Annotated in this window: 16 protein-coding genes; 5 read left to right on the top strand and 11 right to left on the bottom strand. The window is 59.6% G+C overall.

The genetic code is table 11. From position 1 onward, the window contains the following. Positions 1–117: 117 nt before the first annotated feature. Together PMI22_RS11915 and PMI22_RS11910 are read right to left on the bottom strand one after the other, a co-directional pair. Positions 118–996 (bottom strand): DMT family transporter, encoded by an 879-nt coding sequence (locus PMI22_RS11915; protein ID WP_007946610.1) that lies wholly within the window; start codon positions 994–996, stop codon positions 118–120. Positions 997–1,136: 140 nt separating this feature from the next. Then, positions 1,137–1,913, bottom strand: a complete 777-nt coding sequence (locus tag PMI22_RS11910) for an IclR family transcriptional regulator (protein ID WP_007946612.1) — start codon at positions 1,911–1,913, stop codon at positions 1,137–1,139. 240 nt (positions 1,914–2,153) lie between these two features. Between PMI22_RS11910 and ypfJ the strand changes: the two genes are divergently transcribed. Together ypfJ and PMI22_RS11900 are read left to right on the top strand one after the other, a co-directional pair. Then, positions 2,154–3,047 carry a KPN_02809 family neutral zinc metallopeptidase gene (ypfJ, locus tag PMI22_RS11905; RefSeq protein ID WP_007946613.1) on the top strand — a complete coding sequence of 298 codons (894 nt, stop codon included), beginning with the start codon at positions 2,154–2,156 and terminating at the stop codon, positions 3,045–3,047. Further along, positions 3,048–4,007, top strand: coding sequence for a hypothetical protein (locus PMI22_RS11900; RefSeq protein WP_007946615.1), 960 nt, complete (start codon positions 3,048–3,050; stop codon positions 4,005–4,007). Positions 4,008–4,140: 133 nt separating this feature from the next. Here PMI22_RS11900 and PMI22_RS11895 read toward each other — a convergent pair whose 3' ends face one another. From PMI22_RS11895 to PMI22_RS11885, 3 genes are all read right to left on the bottom strand, one after another. Then, a complete protein-coding gene (locus PMI22_RS11895) occupies positions 4,141–4,734 on the bottom strand; it encodes an HAD family hydrolase (protein WP_007946616.1) in 594 nt (197 codons plus the stop codon). Then, on the bottom strand, positions 4,731–5,600 hold the full coding sequence (tesB, locus tag PMI22_RS11890; RefSeq protein ID WP_007946617.1) for an acyl-CoA thioesterase II: 870 nt from the start codon (positions 5,598–5,600) through the stop codon (positions 4,731–4,733). Before tesB ends, PMI22_RS11895 begins: the two co-directional genes overlap by 4 nt. Positions 5,601–5,709: 109 nt before the next feature. Beyond that, positions 5,710–6,279, bottom strand: a complete 570-nt coding sequence (locus tag PMI22_RS11885) for a GNAT family N-acetyltransferase (RefSeq protein WP_007946618.1) — start codon at positions 6,277–6,279, stop codon at positions 5,710–5,712. Positions 6,280–6,353: 74 nt separating this feature from the next. On the opposite strand from PMI22_RS11885, the gene PMI22_RS11880 reads away from it, so the two are divergent. Further along, a complete protein-coding gene (locus tag PMI22_RS11880) occupies positions 6,354–7,274 on the top strand; it encodes a histone deacetylase family protein (protein ID WP_033049344.1) in 921 nt (306 codons plus the stop codon). A 281-nt stretch (positions 7,275–7,555) separates the two neighbouring features. Next, on the top strand, positions 7,556–8,797 hold the full coding sequence (locus PMI22_RS11875; RefSeq protein WP_085984707.1) for a TIGR03862 family flavoprotein: 1,242 nt from the start codon (positions 7,556–7,558) through the stop codon (positions 8,795–8,797). Between the two features lie 117 nt (positions 8,798–8,914). On the opposite strand, the gene PMI22_RS11870 is transcribed toward PMI22_RS11875, so the two are convergent. After that, complete coding sequence (locus PMI22_RS11870) at positions 8,915–10,252, bottom strand: DEAD/DEAH box helicase (RefSeq protein WP_007946624.1); 1,338 nt, start codon at positions 10,250–10,252, stop codon at positions 8,915–8,917. A gap of 78 nt (positions 10,253–10,330) precedes the next feature. After that, positions 10,331–11,257, bottom strand: coding sequence for a drug/metabolite exporter YedA (gene yedA, locus PMI22_RS11865; RefSeq protein ID WP_007946625.1), 927 nt, complete (start codon positions 11,255–11,257; stop codon positions 10,331–10,333). A 163-nt stretch (positions 11,258–11,420) separates the two neighbouring features. Here yedA and PMI22_RS11860 point away from each other — a divergent pair, with 163 nt between their 5' ends. After that, positions 11,421–11,879, top strand: a complete 459-nt coding sequence (locus tag PMI22_RS11860) for an Lrp/AsnC family transcriptional regulator (protein ID WP_007946626.1) — start codon at positions 11,421–11,423, stop codon at positions 11,877–11,879. Between the two features lie 237 nt (positions 11,880–12,116). Here the strand turns inward: PMI22_RS11860 and PMI22_RS11855 are convergent, their stop codons facing one another. From PMI22_RS11855 to PMI22_RS11840, 4 genes are all read right to left on the bottom strand, one after another. Continuing rightward, positions 12,117–12,632, bottom strand: coding sequence for a BRO-N domain-containing protein (locus PMI22_RS11855; protein ID WP_007946627.1), 516 nt, complete (start codon positions 12,630–12,632; stop codon positions 12,117–12,119). Between the two features lie 458 nt (positions 12,633–13,090). Then, positions 13,091–13,702 carry a 3'-5' exonuclease gene (locus PMI22_RS11850; protein ID WP_007946628.1) on the bottom strand — a complete coding sequence of 204 codons (612 nt, stop codon included), beginning with the start codon at positions 13,700–13,702 and terminating at the stop codon, positions 13,091–13,093. Between the two features lie 22 nt (positions 13,703–13,724). Beyond that, positions 13,725–14,204, bottom strand: a complete 480-nt coding sequence (locus PMI22_RS11845; protein ID WP_007946629.1) for a LabA-like NYN domain-containing protein — start codon at positions 14,202–14,204, stop codon at positions 13,725–13,727. 138 nt (positions 14,205–14,342) lie between these two features. Next, the gene (locus PMI22_RS11840) at positions 14,343–15,107 is read right to left on the bottom strand and encodes a DUF2076 domain-containing protein (RefSeq protein ID WP_007946631.1); all 765 of its coding nucleotides are present in this window, start codon (positions 15,105–15,107) and stop codon (positions 14,343–14,345) included. Between the last annotated feature and the right edge of the window lie 66 nt (positions 15,108–15,173).

Consider the following 15,173-nt stretch of genomic DNA (forward strand, 5'->3'; position numbering starts at 1 on the left):
TCACCACAATCCCTGTGGGAGCGAGCCTGCTCGCGAAAGCGTACTGTCATTCAACATCGGCGTTGACTGACCTGACGCCTTCGCGAACAGGCTCGCTCCCACAGTTCGTTTGGCAGTTTATCGACGACTCTGCTGCCACGCTGCCGCCAAACCGCTGCAGCAAATCACCGCGATCCCGACCACGGTGGTCAGGGTCGGCGTGTGGGAAAACAGCAGCCAGCCCAGCAGACCGGCAAACACAATCTGGCAATAGCCGAAGGGTGCCAGCAGCGCAGGCGCGGCGTAGCGGAACGCCTGAGTCAGAAACAAGTGAGCCGTCATCCCGCAAGCCCCCAAGGCCACCATCAGCAAGCCGTGCCCAAAGGTTGGCATTTGCCAGAAGAACGGCACCAGCACACACATCACCAAGGTGTTGCACAGGCCGGCGAAGAAGTTACTGGTAGTCGGGCTGTCGATGTTGCTGAGCTTGCGGGTGAGCAATTGATAGAAGCAGAAAAACAGCGCCGAGCAGAACGGCAACAGCACCGCAGGCGTGAACAGATCACCGCCTGGGTGGACGATGATCAATACGCCGATAAACCCACAAATCACCGCGATCCACTGGCCACGGGTGACGTGCTCACCCAGCAACGGCACCGACAACGCAGTGACCAGCACCGGCGCAAGAAAGTTGACCGCCGTGGCTTCGGCCAACGGGATGTATTGCAAACCAGTGGTGAAAAACAGACTGGTGCCCAACAGACACAGCGCTCTCATTGTCTGCAGCAAAGGCCGCTTGGTACGCAGCACGCCCAATCCGGATTGCGGCAGAAAAATCCCGGCCATCAACAAGGTGTGAACCACATAACGCGCCCAAACGATCATGACCATCGGGTAAAAGCCCAAGAGGTATTTCGATATCGCGTCATGGCTGGAAAATAGGAAGGTGGCAAGAACGATCAGCAAAATCCCTTTGAAGGGGCGATTTACGCCGGAGAGCGGGGTGCTGACGGTCATATGGGTTCCCTTGTGCCTGGCGAATTCCAATAATTTAGAACCTGGTTCCAGATTCCTATACAAGCATAAGCCGAAAGTGTTCGAACAACGCACGGTTTTCCGATGAACAGAGTTCACATTGGAGTGGGGGTATGTCCGAGTTAACTGAACAACTCTGAAGCAAGGCTCGCTGCCGACAACTCTTGGGCAAACGCCAACAACAGCGGTGCCAATTCATGCAGCCGCGCCCCGGGCATGCGCGCACTGGGTCCGGCTATGCTCAACACCCCGATTACCCGCCCTTCGCTCGGGTGTCGCACCACGGCAGCAATGGCCGAGGTGCCCACCGCCGAACTCTCTTCAACCCAGGCGTAACCCTGTTCGCGCGCCAGACGCAGACGCTCCAGCAGTTCAATATTGGAACGTGGCGCATTCGGCCCCAGGTCCTTCGGCCGCTCATCGCCCTGACGCTCTACCAGCGACAACGCTTCGGCATCGCTCATGCACGCCAGCCACGCGTGGCCCGACGCGGTATAGAACAACGGCGCATCGCGGCCCATGTCCGGGTCGTATCGCAGGCCGGACCGCGCGCCTTGAGACTTGGCGATCCAGATCTGCCGCTCGCCTTCAATGACGCCCAGGCGCACCAGTTCACCGGTTTCCTCCGCCAGGCGATCCAGCACCGGCTGCACGATATCCGCACCACTGCCCGCCAGATAACGAAACCCCATCGCCACCAGTTTGGTCGACAGGTGATAGCGCAGGTTATCCGGATTCTGCCGCACGTAACCCAAGCGGATCAGCTCGGCAAGCAAGCGATGGGTCGCGCTTTTAGGGATGTCCAGTTGCTCTGCCAACGTCTGCATCGGCAGACCCCGAGGGTCACTGGTAAGACTTTCCAGCACGCTGAAAACACGTTCGATCTGACTGCCGGCCATGGGAGATTCCACACACAATTTGCCTGATTCTAGAAGATGAACCGGATAACGCGAAATCTGGAACTCAACGGTCGATAAGTAGTGGCCATTAACCCATTCCATAAAAACCCGTCGCCTTAAGGAATTCGACGGGCTATCCATGTTCCTACAGGGGCACACACAGAATCCCGGACGACCGGACTGGCGTCGTTCCACCGCACCAGCAACACTCATCTCCACGGACAATCAGAGGATTCCCACATGCTATGGAAAAAAGGCCGACGCAGCGACAACGTGGTCGATGCCCGTGGTGATGATGTCGGCGGTGGTGGCGGTGGGATGCGTTTCGGTGGCGGCAAGGGCTTGAGCCTGACCGCGATTATTCTGATTGTCGGCATCGGCTGGATCACCGGGCAGGACCCGCTGCAGATCCTCGGACAACTCACCGGGCAAATGAGCGAGCAATCGGCACCGGCCACCAACCAAACCCGCAAGGCGCCGCCGGCCAATGACGAAGGCGCCGAATTCGTGCGTTCTATCCTTGGCGATACCGAAGACACCTGGGGTCAGATTTTCCAGCAGGCAGGTCGGCAATATAAAGACCCGACCCTCGTGCTGTTCAGCAATCGCGTCAATTCCGCCTGTGGTCTGGCGACATCGGCAACCGGTCCGTTCTATTGCCCGGCCGACCAGAAGGTCTACCTGGACATGGCGTTCTTCCAGGAAATGTCGCAACGCTTTGCCGCCGCCGGCGACTTCGCTCAGGCCTACGTGATCGCTCACGAAGTCGGACACCACGTTCAGACCTTGCTCGGCGTTTCAGCGAAAATTCAGACTGCCCGCGCGCAAGGCCGGCAAATGGAAGGCGATGGCGGTTTACTCGTGCGTCAGGAATTGCAGGCCGATTGCCTGGCCGGGGTCTGGGCCAATCATGCGCAACAGCGTCTGAACTGGCTGGAACCCGGCGATATCGAAGAAGCCTTGAACGCCGCCAACGCCATCGGCGACGACCGCTTGCAGCAGCAAGGTCAGGGCCGAGTGGTACCGGACTCGTTTACCCATGGCACGTCAGCGCAAAGAATGCGCTGGTTCAAAACCGGATTTGCACAAGGCCAGGTGGGCCAGTGCGATACCTTTGCGGCGAAAAACCTGTAAATGAATAAGTGGCTGTTAGCTGTACTGTTTACCTGCGCAAGTACCCAAGCTGCCGAGCATGGGGTGAAAGAACTCAGCCCCGGCCGGCTGTTGCTCAAAGAAGGCGAAATGGCGGTGGGCATCGGCCCGACGCCCGAGAAAATCGAACGTGTGCTGATCATCATCCACGGCCGTTTACGCAATGCTGAAACCTACCGCCAGAGCGCCGAGCAGGCGGCTGAACTGGCAGGACAAAGCCAAACCACGCTGGTGATCGCCCCACAATTTCTCAACGAAACCGATGTAGCCCTGCATCCCGTGGCTGACACCGTGCTGCGCTGGCAGGGCAATGACTGGATGGCCGGCGGCTTATCCACCGCCCCGTTTGCGCTGAGTTCCTATGGAGCACTGGATCAGATCATCCAGAGGGTCAGCGACCGGAAACAATTTCCGGACGTGAAACAAATCGTCATTGCCGGTCATTCCGGTGGTGCCCAGGTGGTTCAACGTTATGCATTGCTGGCTCACGACCAACCGGCGCTCACCGCTGCCGGGGTGAAAATCCGCTATGTGGTCGCCAACCCTTCCTCGTATGCCTATTTCGATGAGCGCCGGCCCATGGCATTCGATCACGCGAAATGCCCCGGCTTTAACCGATGGAAATATGGCCTGACGGATTTACCCCTCTATGCCAGTGGGCAAACGGCGCCGCAGATTGAAGGCAATTACGTCACGCGTGACGTGACGTATCTGCTCGGGAAGCAAGACATCGACCCGCAGCATCCGGCGCTGGACAAGGGGTGCGAGGCGCAAGCTCAGGGCGCCAACCGCCTGGCTCGCGGGCACAATTATTTCGATTATTTGCTGCGCCGCAATCCTCGCGGGGTAAACCAGCAACTGGTCGACGTGCCGGGAGTTGGGCATAACGGGGATGGGATGTTTACGTCGCCGGAGGGGCAGAAGGTGTTGTTTGGGCAGTGAGTTTGGGGGTGCAGGGTTCCCCTGCAACATAGAATCTCCCACAGTGGATCTCTAGTGGACTCAAATTTTGTATTCCGTAGAGAACCCATGTGGGAGCGGGCTTGCTCCGGGCGGCGTTCCGACGATGGAGCCCTCAAGCCAACAGCATTTCCCGCAACGCCACACAATCCGCCGCATGCCAATCTGTCAGCTCCGGCCACGGGTTATCCGGCAAATTCACCAACACCGTCCGCGCCCCCGCCGCTCGCCCGCAATCCAGATCAAACCGGTAATCACCGACCATCACCATCTCGCTCGCAGGCACCTTCCAGGCTTCGGCCAGTTTCAGCAAGCCACCGGGATGCGGTTTAGGCGGTGCTTCGTCACGCCCCAGCACATCCTCCACTGCGAAACAGTCGGCCAGGCCGATGGCCTCCAGCGTGACGTGCGCCAGTTCCCGGGCATTGCGCGTGAGAATGCCCAGGCGATAGCCACGCCCGGCCAACTCCCGCACCAGCTCAACTGCCCCCGGCGCCGGTTTCGAACCCATCGCCAGATCCCGTTCGTGCTCCAGAAGCCACGCATGTTTAGCCGCCGCTTCATCGGCCGGCAATGCCGCAAGGTGCGTCAGGATGTCGTCTTCAGCCGGGATCGCCAATGCCACGCGAATCGCCGCGAAGTCATGCACGGCCACCGTCAGGGTGCCGTCCATGTCGAACACCCAGTGACGCACCTCGGCCAGGCTCATGCCCAATCCTTGCGATGGCGAATCAGGCCTTCCTGCGTGACCGACGCCACCAGTTGCCCGGCGCGGTTGAACACGCTGCCACGGTTAAAGCCACGGGAATTACCGGCCCACGGGCTGTCCATCGCGTAGAGCAACCAGTCATCGGCACGCAGATCCTGATGGAACCACAGCGCGTGATCGAGGCTGGCGACTTGCATATCTTTGTGCCAGACCGTTTTGCCATGGGGCTGCATCGAGGTGACCAGCAGACCGAAATCCGACGCATAGGCCAGCAAATATTTGTGTAGTGCCGGCGAGTCGGCCAAGGCACCGTCTGCGCGAAACCAGGCGTACTTGATCGGGTCGGACGGCAGCGGGTTGTAGGGATCTTTCTCGGTCACCGGGCGAAATTCGATCGGTTTCGGGCACAGCAGTTTTTCGCGCATGTGCTCGGGAATCAGGTGCGCCCGTTGCTGGGTGAGTTCCAGTTCCGAGGGCAGGTTTTCCGGGCCGACCACAACCGGCATCTCGGCCTGGTGCTCGAAGCCTTTTTCGTCGTACTGGAAGGAGGCGCTGCAAGTGAAAATCGGATTGCCTTTCTGGATCGCCGTCACCCGGCGCGTGCTGAAACTGCCACCGTCGCGCACCCGGTCCACCTGATACACCACGGGCAACGCGGAATCGCCCGGCCGCAGAAAATAGCCGTGCATGGAATGCACATGCCGCGCTTCTTCAACCGTCTGACTGGCTGCCGACAGCGACTGACCGATCACCTGACCGCCGAACAACTGGCGAAAACCCAGGTCCTGACTACGGCCACGGAACAGGTTTTCTTCGATCGGTTCCAGGGTCAGTAAATCGACCAGATCATCCAACACTTGGCTCATTCAGACTCTCCTCACGCAAAACATTGCCGCGCAGTCTTGGCTGCGACGGGCGATTCAATTTCTGGCCCGGGCCAATAATATGGGAGCCATTGTAAACGTCCGCGTCGGCTTATCCATGCAAGGTTTGCAGCCATTGTTCACGGGTGATGCGATAGAGCACATGGTGGCGCAGGGGATGATCGGCCGCGAGCCTGGGATGCTCGAAGTCATCGGCTGAATCATGGTGCATGCCGATGGCCTGCATGACTTTCTCGGAAGGCGTGTTGGTTTGCGTGGTAAAGGACACGATTTCTTTCAGCGCCAACCGGTCAAACCCACACCGCAGCGCGGTCCACGCCGCTTCACTGGCGTAGCCCAGGCCCCAATGTTCGCGAGCCAGGCGCCAGCCGATTTCGGTCGCGGGAGTGAATGGCGCGTCGAAACCCACTACACCCAGCCCTGTAAAGCCGATGAACTGGCTGGTGTCCTTGCGTTGCAGGGCCCACAGGCCGAAACCATGCTCGGCAAAATGCCCGCGTACGCGCCCGATCAGCGAGGCAGTTTCCAGCCGACTCAACGGCGCCGGGAAATAGCGCATCACCTGAGGATCGGCACACATCGCCGCAAACTCCGGCAGATCGTCATCGCGCCACTGCCGCAACAGCAGTCGCGCGCTTTCGAGTTCCAGTATTGGCTCCATCGCGTTCCCCCGTTTCCATGCTGCAAGTCTACATCGCTGGTAGGATCCTTCTCTCATTCCTACATGAAATCATCATGCCGCTGCCGCTGATTTATCACGAAGACTACAGCCCCGAGTTCCCGGCGGATCACCGCTTCCCCATGGACAAGTTTCGCCTGCTGCGCGATCACCTGGTGGACAGCGGCCTGACCCGGGACGCCGACCTGCTGCGCCCGGAACTCTGCCCTGCGCAGATTCTCGCCCTCGCCCATGATGCTGCGTATATCGAACGTTACATGAGTGGCGAGTTGTCCCGTGAAGACCAACGGCGCTTGGGCCTGCCCTGGAGCGAAGCTTTGGCCCGGCGCACGGTGCGCGCGGTCGGAGGTTCGTTGCTGGCGGCCGAACAAGCGCTGGAGCACGGACTGGCCTGTCACTTGGCCGGTGGCACGCATCACGCGCATTACGACTACCCGGCCGGCTTTTGCATCTTCAATGACCTGGCGGTGATCAGCCATTACCTGCTGGAAAGTGGCCGGGTGAATCGGGTGCTGATCTTCGATTGTGACGTGCATCAGGGCGACGGGACTGCACGAATCCTGCACAACACCCCGGACGCAGTGACGGTTTCCCTGCACTGCGAAAAGAATTTTCCTGCACGCAAAGCAGAAAGTGACTGGGACATTCCGTTGCCCAAGGGCATGGGCGATGCCGACTACCTGAAAGTGGTCGACGATGCGCTCAACTATTTGCTGCCGCTCTATCAACCGGATCTGGTGTTGTATGACGCCGGGGTCGATGTACACAAGGACGACGCCCTGGGTTATTTGAAGCTGACGGACGAAGGCGTGGCGGCGCGTGATGAAAGCGTGATGCGCCATTGCCTGGGCCGGGATATCCCGGTGGTTGGGGTAATTGGCGGCGGCTATAGCAAGGACCGCAAGGCCCTGGCGCGACGACATGGCATCCTGCATCACAGCGCGCAGCGGGTCTGGCAGTCATCAGGTTGTCATTGAACCGTGGGTCTTTACCCACAATGCCTGTGGAACTGCCTGTGGATAACCTGAGCGAAAGGGCCTACAGCCCATGCAGCGTATAGGCTACACAGCGATGGTTGTTTTTTAACCACATCTTGAGCACACAACAAATCCCCTGTGGGAGCGAGCCTGCTCGCGATTGCGGTGGGTCTGCTTGCATCAGTGTTGAATGTGCCACCGCTTTCGCGAGCAGGCTCGCTCCCACAAGGGATCAGGCTGGTAGAATGCCCCGCTTATCCCGCCAAACCGCAGCGCATTCCATGACCCAATCCTCCACCGCCCTCTCCCCTCACGTCGCCATCATCGGCGGCGGCCCTGCCGGCCTGATGGCGGCTGAAGTGTTGAGTAAGGCCGGGGTCAAGGTTGACCTGTACGACGGCATGCCTTCGGTGGGCCGCAAATTCCTGCTGGCCGGGGTCGGCGGCATGAACATCACCCATTCCGAGGCCTACCCGGCGTTTCTCTCGCGCTACGCCGAGCGCGCCCCGCAGATTGCACCGCTGCTGCGATCCTTTGGGGCTGAGGCGCTGTGCCAATGGATTCATGACCTGGGCATCGAAACCTTTGTCGGCAGCTCAGGCAGGGTGTTTCCAACCGATATGAAAGCCGCGCCCCTGCTGCGCGCCTGGCTCAAACGCCTGCGAGACGCCGGCGTAATTATCCACACCCGCCACCGCTGGCTCGGCTGGGACGACAACGGTGGATTGCGAATCGACAGCCCAGAGGGAGAAAAAACCGTTAAGGCTGACGCCACCCTGCTCGCCCTCGGCGGCGGCAGTTGGTCGCGCCTGGGTTCGGATGGCGCATGGATGCTGCCGCTGGAGCAATGCGGCGTAGGCCTGGCGCCGTTGCAACCGAGCAATTGCGGTTTCGAGGTGAAGGCCTGGAGCGAATTAATGGTCAGTAAATTTGCCGGCGCACCGCTGAAAAACATCGCCATCGGCCTCAATGACGACGTGCCAAGGCTCGGTGAATGTGTGATCACGGCCACCGGGATTGAAGGCAGCCTGATCTATGCCCTGTCGGCACCAATCCGCGAAGCCATCAACCTCAACGGTTGCGCGACCATTCATCTGGACCTGCTGCCGGGCAAGCCTGTGGATAAAGTACAGACAGCACTGAGCAAACCACGCGGTTCACGTTCGATGTCCAAACACCTGCACAGTCAGCTGGGCCTTGATGGGGTCAAAGCCGCGTTGCTGCGTGAACTGACGCCGGCCGACTGCTTCACCGACCCGGCGTTGCTGGCCAAAGCAATCAAGGCACTGCCACTGACGCTGGTTAAAACCCGCCCCCTGGACGAAGCCATCAGCAGCGCGGGTGGTGTGCTGTTCGAGTCGATGGATGAACGTTTGATGCTCAAGCCATTGCCTGGCGTGTTCTGTGCGGGAGAGATGCTGGACTGGGAAGCGCCGACGGGCGGCTATCTTTTGACCGCGTGCTTCGCCAGTGGGCGTGCGGCGGGGATGGGTGTGGTGGAGTGGCTGAAGCGCCAAGGCTGAAGACCGAGGCGCACCCATCGCGAGCAGGCTCGCTCCCACACTGGATCTGTATCGTTCACAAATCCCCTGTGGGAGCGAGCCTGCTCGCGATGGCGTCCTGACAGACGCCGCCGCTATTTAAGGCTTACGCTTACGCGGCCCAGTGTTGAACACCGGCACTTTGCGCACAGGCTTGATCGAAGGCTCTGGCGCCGAAGCGTCCCCGCTCTCAACCCACTTGCCCAGGTTGCGCTTGCCGCCGCCACTAGAGGTCTTGGGCTTCTTCGGCTTTTTCGGTTTCTTGACTACCTGTCCGCTGGCATCGGTATCCGGCACGCGGTGCTCAGGTTCGAAGTCGTGCTCCATTTGCCGAGGCAATGTCTGACGGGTCAACGTCTCGATGGCCGACAGCAGATTCACTTCATCGGCGCACACCAGCGAAATCGCCTGCCCGGTGTTACCCGCACGGCCGGTACGACCGATGCGGTGGATGTAGTCCTCGGCCACGATCGGCAGGTCAAAGTTGACCACCAACGGCAAGTCCTCGATGTCCAGACCACGGGCCGCGACGTCCGTAGCAACCAGGATCTGCACTTCGCTGGCCTTGAAACGGTCCAGCGCGCGCTGACGCGTGGCCTGAGGCTTGTCACCGTGGATGCCGTCGGCATTGATACCCAGGCCCTGGAGTTTTTCCACCAGCGCGTCGACACCGTTGCGGGTCTTGGCGAACACCAGCACTTGCTTCCACTTGCCTTTGCGCAGCAAGTGAACGAACAGTTCCGGCTTGCGCTTCTTGTCGACCGTCACAACCCACTGTTTAACCGTGTTGGCGGCTACGTTACGCGGGCTGACTTCGATGCTCAGCGGATCGTTTAGCATCTGCCCGGCCAAGGTGCGGATCGCATCCGAGAACGTTGCGGAGAACAACAGCGTCTGACGTTTCTTCGGCAGCGCCTTGTAGATGTTGCCCAGTTCTTCGGAAAAGCCCAGATCGAGCATGCGATCGGCTTCGTCCAGCACCAGGGTTTGCAGCTGATTGAACTTGAGCGCGTTCTGACGGAACAGGTCGAGCAAGCGGCCCGGCGTGGCCACCAGCAGGTCGACGCCTTTGCGCAGTTTCATCATTTGCGGGTTGATGCTGACGCCGCCGTATACCGCGTAAGTGCTCAGCGGCAGGTTCTCGGCGTACTGACGCACGGCTTCGTGAACCTGTTCCGCCAGCTCGCGGGTCGGCACCAGAATCAGTGCGCGTACCGAGTTGGCGGTGACTTTCGGCCCTTCCATGGCCAGCAATTGCAGGAGCGGCAGCGCGAAACCGGCGGTCTTGCCGGTGCCCGTCTGGGCGGCGGCCATCAGGTCGCGACCGGCCAGCACCGCCGGAATGGCTTGCGCCTGAACCGGCGTCGGAGTCTGGTAGCCGAGCGTCTCGAGAGAGCGCAGCAAGGGTTCGATCAGGCCAAGGGTGGCGAAAGTCATGGGAGTACCGTAGGAAAATTCAGCGCGGGTTTTTCAAAACAAGTGTGCAAAACAAGATGCAATGGCGCGCAGTTTACCCTAATTCACACGGGATTCTGTCGGCGCGACTACGGCCGGCTGCTCAGGCACCCGGCGCCACTGCGGCAAACCGATCAACACCACGGCGCTGATGATCACCAGCATCGCCAGCCCTTCTTCGATGCCGATAGTCTCGCCGACAAACACGATGCCCAACAACACCGCCACCGCCGGGTTGACGTAGGCATAGCTGGTCGCCGCCGCCGGACGCACGTTTTTCAACAGATACATATAAGCGTTGAACGCGATAATCGAGCCGAAGAACGTCAGATACGCCAAGGCCGCCCACCCTTCGATCGCCGGCATGGCTTGCAGATGCTCGCCGCTCAATGCACTGCCGATCAACAGCACCACGCCACCGACCAGCATTTCCACCGCACTGGCCATCGCCCCCTCGGGCAACGGCAAGTGTTTGCTCCAGACCGAACCGAACGCCCAGGAAGCTGCTGCGAGCACCAGCAACGTCGCCCCCAGCGGGCTCGATTGCAGGTTCGAACCGAGATTCAACATGGCAATGCCGATCAGCCCGAGCACAATCCCGGCCCATTCGAGACGGGTATTACGCGCGCCCCAGAAATATCCGCACAACAAGGTAAACAACGGCACCGTCGCAATCGCCAAGGCTGCCACACCGGAGGCCACCCCCATGTGCTCGGCCACAGTGACTCCGCCGTTACCGCCAGCGAGCAGCAAGATCCCGATCATGCCGGCCGCTTTCCACTGTGCCCAGGTCGGAGCCGGCGCGCCGCGCCAGCGCAGGAAGGCATACATCAGCGTCCCGGCGACCACAAAACGGATTCCGGCGAGCAACAACGGCGGCCAGTACTCCACACCGATGCGGATCGCCAGATAGGTTGATCCCCAAATCACGTACAACGCGAAAAAAGCAGCGATCAACGGTAAGGGAAAACGACGTAAGCCAGGCATGAGCAGCTCGATGGCAGGACAATGTGAACAGCTATTCTAGAAAGGCCAACGGCGAAAAATAAGTTACAAAACCTGTTTATAGCGCCGGTACACTTTTCAAAACACGGAGTTCGGCGTTATAAACCGTGCTTTCGAAAGTCAGTCATTTTCCAGGTGTACGACGATGGATAAATACGACCGCATGCTCCTCGGCGCCCTGCTGGACAACGGCCGTGCGTCTTACGCCGACCTGGCGCGCAAGGTCAACCTGTCCGCCCCGGCCGTGGCCGAGCGCGTGGCCAAACTGGAAGCCAGTGGTGTGATTACCGGTTACCAGGCGAAAGTCGACATGGCCAAGCTTGGGCTGCCGATCCAGTGCGTGATCGAACTGCGCCTGAACCAGCATGGCAATCAAAAGGCTTACGACGACTTGATCAAAATCCCGCAATTGACCGAGTGCCACCGGGTCACGGGCGATCCGTGCGTGATCATGCAAGCGGCGGTGGGTTCGATGCCGGAGCTGGAAGAGTTGATTAACCGGATTGCCAAGTTCGGGTTCAGCAAGACGTCGATTGTGCTTTCGAGCGCAATAGAAAAACGCGTACCGTTGGGGCACATCGAAGGCAACGGCAAGACGATTTAAAGCTGCAGGAGATCAAATGTGGGAGCAACTGTCTTGATGACTTATTTTTGGGCTTATCGGAAGACAGCTGAACTCCCACAGCTCCAACCCATGCTTGTGTCGCAATTCCCGCGCCAGATGCGCGGTGAGGTTGGCGGCCATTTCAGCATCCTTCATGGCCGGTGAGATTGCCAACATCCCGTCCCCACAGGTGTCACCTAATTCCTGTGGGAGCGGGCTTGCCCGCGAAGCGATCTGTTAGACGCCGCTGTAATTTGCAGACAACAAACCCGGCATATCCCGCAGGCGCACCCAAGGTTCTTTGCGCCAATGCAGCAGCCGCAGCGTTCCGCCCGCCCATTCCATCGCCCGCATATGCGGTGCTTGATTCGAAATGGACCCCGTATCTTCCCGCAACATCGGCACCACGTCGTGTGTCAGCCAACGTCGTAAATGGCGGTTTTCCGGGCAGTAGTGATAGACCAACATCGCGTACACGCCTGACTCGCTGAGCATCAAGGTCTCTTGCGCGTCATCGCTTCCGGACAAACTCATCACCCGCCGCTGATCCGCATCGAGCTTGAGCGCCTGTCTGCCGTTTATATCTACTCCCATCAACCGGCCGATATCGCGGGCACAGAACCAAGGTTCTGCGTGCAATAAAAGTGCGCGCAGCTGGATGTGATGGCGGATGAATGTTTTGGGGGTGAAGTGAGCTGCGCTCGCAACTGATTGCGCAGAATCTTCAGGGGGATTGGGGGTAACTTTGATCATGGCGAATAATCCATCGAAAAGTTGGAGATACCAGCATCACTTGCAGGTGATGGGTGGCAGCTGTGTACGAGTCTGCAAGACCGAGTCGATAGATAACCCCGGCAGACCCAAAGGTCACCCCGTACACAGCCACCATAAATCGATGGTCGCCAAGTAAAGCGACGCGATTATAGGTGCGACTGTAGTTATCTACCAAACCTCGACGAGCTTGCAGGCCCGGTCGCTGAATTGGCAGCGACGTCCCAGAGGTTATCGATGCCGCAGGTACGGGGCAAGACGGACAAATTCCTAATATTTGGTAGGAGCAATCATCGAATTTGAGGCGTGGTTAAACACAAGAACAACGTCAGACACCGACCCTGTGGGAGCGAGCCTGCTCGCGAAGCGATTTACCATTCAACATTGATGTCGACTGACACTCCAAGCAGGCTCGCTCCTACAGGGGATTGGCGGTGGTTTTAGAACCCGCGATGGCGCTTGAGATGTTCATTGATCTTCGCCGCCGGCACTTTCTGCAAGCTGCACAGCAAATCATGGGACAACTCGCGCAACCCATGCTTGCTCCGCAGCTCTTGCGCCAGATGCGCCGTCAGGTTGGCGGCCATTTCGGCATCGGCCATGGCCCGGTGAGCCTTGCCGGTATCGGGCAAGTTGGCGAAGGTGGTGAGGGTGCCGAGTTTGTGATTCGGCGCAGCCGGCATTAGCCGACGGGCCAATAGCAGTGAGCATGCAAAGTTCTGCAACCGCGTGCGCTTGATCCGCCCCAGCTCAAAGTCCCAGAACTTCTGGTCGAACGCCGCGTTGTGCGCCAGCAGCGGCGTGATGCCGACAAACTCGTTGACCTCGTTCATCACTTGCTCGGCCGACGGCGCGGTGCGCAGCATGGCGTTGCTGATGCCGGTCAGTTGCTCGATGAAAGCCGGGACGCGCACGCCGGCATTCATCAGGCTTTGGTAACGCTCGACGATGCGCCCCTGTTCAAGAATCACCACGGCAATTTCCGTGGCCCGGCAGCTGCTGCTCGGGGAGATCCCGGTGGTTTCAAAGTCGATGACTGCTATGCGTTCCAAACCTGTTTCAACTCCGTAAAAGTCAATTCTTGAGCAGCAACGCGCCTTCGATGGGCACGTAACGGCTGGCGGCGCGGATCAGCGAATTGGCGGTCAGGCCCGGCACGCCGTAGGCCACCGCTTGCACGCCGTGTTTACTGATGATGCGCTCCAGCAGCATGTCAAAATCACCATCGCCGGAGGCCAGCACCACTTCGTCAACATGATCGGCGGCGTCCATGATGTCGAGGGTGATGCCCACATCCCAGTCGCCCTTGGCCGAACCGTCACTGCGCTGGATGTAGGGTTTGAGCTTCACGGTGAAGCCGAGATTGCGCAGGATCTGCTGAAACTGCTGCTGTTTGCTGTCACCACGATCGATCGCGTAGGCATAGGCCTCGACGATCTCGCCCTGCTTGCTGATATCGGCCCACAACGCGGCGTAGTTGAAATGGCAACCATAGGCCTGACGCACGGTGTAATAGAGGTTTTGAACATCGGCGAACACTGCGATTTTTTTCACCGCGGACTTCCTCTTGGCGCACAGGCGCGCAGGCGAGATCAGGCACCGGGCCCGAAAAGTTGCCCAGTATGCCAGCCCGAAGGATTGTTCCGCGAATAATCGGCCTGGGGCACGGTTGTGCCCCGGACGAATGGCGTGTCAGACGAAGGAATCGTCGTCGCCGCCGAAGAACGATGAGTCGTCATCACTGTAATCAGTGTCGGCAAAGTCGCCCTGATTGCTGGAGTTGTCAGCCAGGCGCTGGTCGTCGCCCCAGCCATTACCGCTATCGCTCTGATCGCTGACCTGAGCCGGCTCTTCCTTGATCACTTCAGCCACTTCCGGCTGCTGGTTTTGATGGAACAGGCTGCTGATACCTTGTGCCAGCATCACGCCACCCGCCACACCGGCCGCGGTCTTCAGCGCACCACCGAGAAAACTGTTGCCCCCCGCCGGAGCCTGCTGTTGCGGGATGTAATTTTGTTGAGGCGGTGCTGCGCCGAAGTTTTGCTGTGGCGATTGCGAATTGAACGACGGCCGCGCCGGCTCACGCCAGCCGCCCGTGGACGACACTGCACTCTGGGTTGGAGCTGGCTGCGGATCGCGGGCACTGCCCCCGAAGATGCTCGACAAAAAGCCACCACCGCTCGGCGCCGGTGCCGCTGCCTGAGCCTTGGCCGATTGCAGTTCGGCCTGCAATTGCTGCACCTGCCGGGTCAGTTGTTTGTTCTGCTCGTCGAGACTCTTGAGGGCGACTTCCTGAACCAGAATCGCCTGGGTCATGAAATAGCCGGCCGCAGGCTGGCGAGTCAGGTGTTCCTTGATCCGCGCCTCAGCCTGGGCGTCGCGCGGGGCTGAATCCGTTTCGGCCTGCTGTAGCCGGGAAAACAGTCCATCGATCAGGGTTTGTTCTTCGCTGTTCATGGCGACCTCGTAGATTGCCGGGGAAATCGTCGCCCTTCTCCACTGCGGAAAAGGTGCTCATCGGTA

This window comes from Pseudomonas sp. GM21 (genome assembly GCF_000282215.1).
Taxonomy (GTDB): domain Bacteria; phylum Pseudomonadota; class Gammaproteobacteria; order Pseudomonadales; family Pseudomonadaceae; genus Aquipseudomonas.